Here is a 2850-nt window from a genome sequence, read left to right as displayed (position 1 = left end):
GGGCCGCGCGCGCCTCGTTGAGGAGGGAGGTGAGGGTGTGGCGGGCGTCGGCGCGGGCTTGCTCCAGGTCGTGCTCGGCGGCGCGCACAGCGAGGTCGGCGCGGCGAGCGTCGGCCTGGCGGGCGCGGTTGACGATGGGAAGTTCGAGGCGCAGGCCGATGAAGGCGACGTAGCCTTCGGCGCGACCGATCTGTGCAAGGGCGTCGGGGGTGGTGCGGCCGAGGCCGTCGAGTTGAAAGGAGCCGACGGCGTCGAGCGCCGGGCGCGCGCTGTTTCTGGCGAGTGCGGCCTGCTGACGGGCGTCTTCCAGGGCGATGGTGAGGCGCTGGAGCTCGGGGGAGTTCTCTTCGTAGCGCTCCAGCGCGCGCTCGCGATCGGGAAGATCCACGGCGGTGGGAGCGTCGGCGCGGGCGCGCAGGGAGGTGTCAGGGGCGAGCCCGAGTTGGCGGGTTAAGAGCAGGCTGAGCTCGTCCTGGCGAGTGCGGGCGGCGAGCAGACTCTCTTCGGCGCGGGCGATCTCGATGCGCAGGGGAATGAGATCGGCCGGCGCTGCCGCGCCGGCCTCCAGGCGTACGGTGGCGTCCTGCAGGCTCTGCTCGGCGATGCGGCGCGCCCCCTGCTGAATCTCCAGCGATCGTTGCGCCAGCCACAGATCCCAGTAGGTGGTGAGGCTCTCGTAGAGCAGTGCGCTGGTAAGCTCGGCGCTCTGGGCCAGGCGCAGCTGCTCGGCGCGGCGCGCCGCAATAAGCGCGGCGTCGACCACATCGCGGCCCGCGCCGCGCAGAAGGGGCTGGGTGATCTCGGCGGCGATGCTGGCGTCGTAGGCCACGCCCAGATCCCCTAAGACCACCGAGTCACGCACCGCCCTGTTTAATGACGCGCTCAACGCGATCCGCGTGCCGATGGGCAGGGTGTGGGAGAGGCGTCCGGCCAGGCTTAAGGCGCTGGAGTCGATCAGGCGCGTGCCCTGGGCGGAGAGATCGGGGAACTGACCGTAGCGGTAGCCGGCGTCGGCGCTGAAGACAGGTGTGCGCTCGTACTCCTCGCTGATCACGAGCTCACGGGCGCGCTCCTCTTCAATGCGGGCGCGCTCCAGGTCGGGGCTCTGGCGCAGGACCAGCTCGACGATCTGATCAGGGGTGAGCCAGGTTACGCTGTCATTCGCGGCGCTCTGGTCTGCTTCTTCATAAGAAGAGGGGGAGGTCTGGGCGAAGGCCGGCGCGCTCCCGATGATCATCAGAAGCCCGAACGCCGCGGTGGCTCCTTGTATGATCCCGGCTCGTCCAGCCACGCGTCGGTCGCCCTTCTTACTACGGTCATTCATGGCGAAGCGCCTCAATGGGGTTGAGTCGGGCGGCCTTTCGGGCCGGGACAAAGCCGAAAACCACGCCGATGATGGCGGAGAAACCAAAGCCCACGAGCATCGTCTCGGTGGAGAGCACAAAGGGGAGTCCCATTTTGCTGGTGGCGATGTAGGTGCCGCCCACGCCGAGCATCACGCCGATAAGACCGCCGAGGGTGGAGATGGCGACGGCTTCCACTAAGAATTGCACGAGCACATCGCGAACCCGGGCGCCGATGGCGATGCGGATGCCGATCTCGCGGGTGCGCTCGGTGACCGAGACGAGCATGATGTTCATGATGCCGATGCCCCCGACGAGCAGGCTGACCGCGGCGATCGCGCCCAATAACAGGGTGAGCGTGCGTGTGGTGCCGGCCAGTGTGTCGGCGATCTCCTGCATATCGCGCACATAGAAGCTGTCTTCGCCGGCGTCGGGGCGGCGCTCGCGCAAAAAGCGCTCGATATCCGCTTTGACCCGGGCGGTGCTGCCGTCGACGAGCGCCGAGACGTAGATCGAGCGCACATCCAGGTTGCCGATCAGCCGGCGTTGCACAGCGAGTGTGGGCATGACGACGACGTCGTCGAGATCCTGGCCGAGGGAGGCGCCTTTGCTGGCGAGCACGCCGATAATCTGGCAGGCGCTCCGACCCACACGCAAGGTCTGGCCCAGGGGCTCTCCGGATCCGAACATGGTCGTGGCCACGGTGTGACCGATCACGCACACCGTCGCCGCGCTCTCCTGCTCTTCGGGATCAAAGAGCCGCCCCCGCTCAAGCGCCCAGTTGCGGATCGTAAAGAAGTCGTTGGTCGTGCCCATCACCGAGGCGGCGTGATTGATGCCGCCGTAGACCAGTGTGGCCTGGGTGTTGGCCTGCGGAGCCACCAGCACGCCGGGGATCTGGCGGGCCATCAGCTCGACGTCTTCGTGGGTAAAGGCGGTGGCTGCCCCGCGCACGCCGCCGCGACCGCGGCCCCGGCCGGTCTGCACGATCAGCAGGTTCGAGCCCATCGAGCTGATGCTCTCGGTGACGCTGCGCGTGGCGGCTTGCCCCAGGTGCACCATGGCGATGACGCTGGCCACGCCGATGACGATCCCGAGCGCGGTGAGCACCGAGCGCACCTTGTTTCGGGCGATGGCGACAAAGGCCATCGTCAGCGTGTCGCGCATTCTCATGCGAGCACCTCCGCAGGGGTGCCGTCGGCGCGCAGCGTGCCATCGACAAACCAGAGCACGCGCTGTGCGTGTTGGGCGACCTCCGGCTCGTGGGTGACGAGCACGATCGTGATGCCCTGCTCACGGTTGAGCGTCTTGAGCAGCTCGATGACCTCGAGGGTGGTGGTGGTGTCGAGGTTGCCGGTGGGCTCATCGGCCAACAGAAGCGTGGGCTCGGTGACCAGCGCGCGGGCGATCGCCACGCGCTGCTGCTGGCCGCCGGAGAGCTCCGCCGGGGTGTGATCGGCGCGGGCGCCCAGCCCCACACTGGCGAGCGCGCGCAGCGCGCGGGGGC

At 68.4% G+C, this 2850-nt stretch carries 3 protein-coding genes; all 3 read right to left on the bottom strand.

The window, feature by feature from the left end; all coding sequences use genetic code 11:
• A partial coding sequence (locus FRC96_RS16110; RefSeq protein WP_146975928.1) for a TolC family protein occupies window positions 1-1324 on the bottom strand: 1324 nt, incomplete at its 3' end.
• Window positions 1317-2516 (bottom strand): ABC transporter permease, encoded by a 1200-nt coding sequence (locus FRC96_RS16105; protein ID WP_146975927.1) that lies wholly within the window; start codon window positions 2514-2516, stop codon window positions 1317-1319. The genes FRC96_RS16105 and FRC96_RS16110, both read right to left, overlap by 8 nt.
• Window positions 2513-2850, bottom strand: a 338-nt coding sequence (locus FRC96_RS16100) for an ABC transporter ATP-binding protein (protein ID WP_146975925.1), incomplete at its 5' end; no start/stop codon positions are given. The genes FRC96_RS16105 and FRC96_RS16100, both read right to left, overlap by 4 nt.

Source organism: Lujinxingia vulgaris (genome assembly GCF_007997005.1).
Lineage (GTDB): Bacteria > Myxococcota_A > Bradymonadia > Bradymonadales > Bradymonadaceae > Lujinxingia.
The sequence above is the reverse complement of the archived record's forward strand: the minus strand, read 5'-3'. Positions and strand labels throughout refer to the sequence as shown.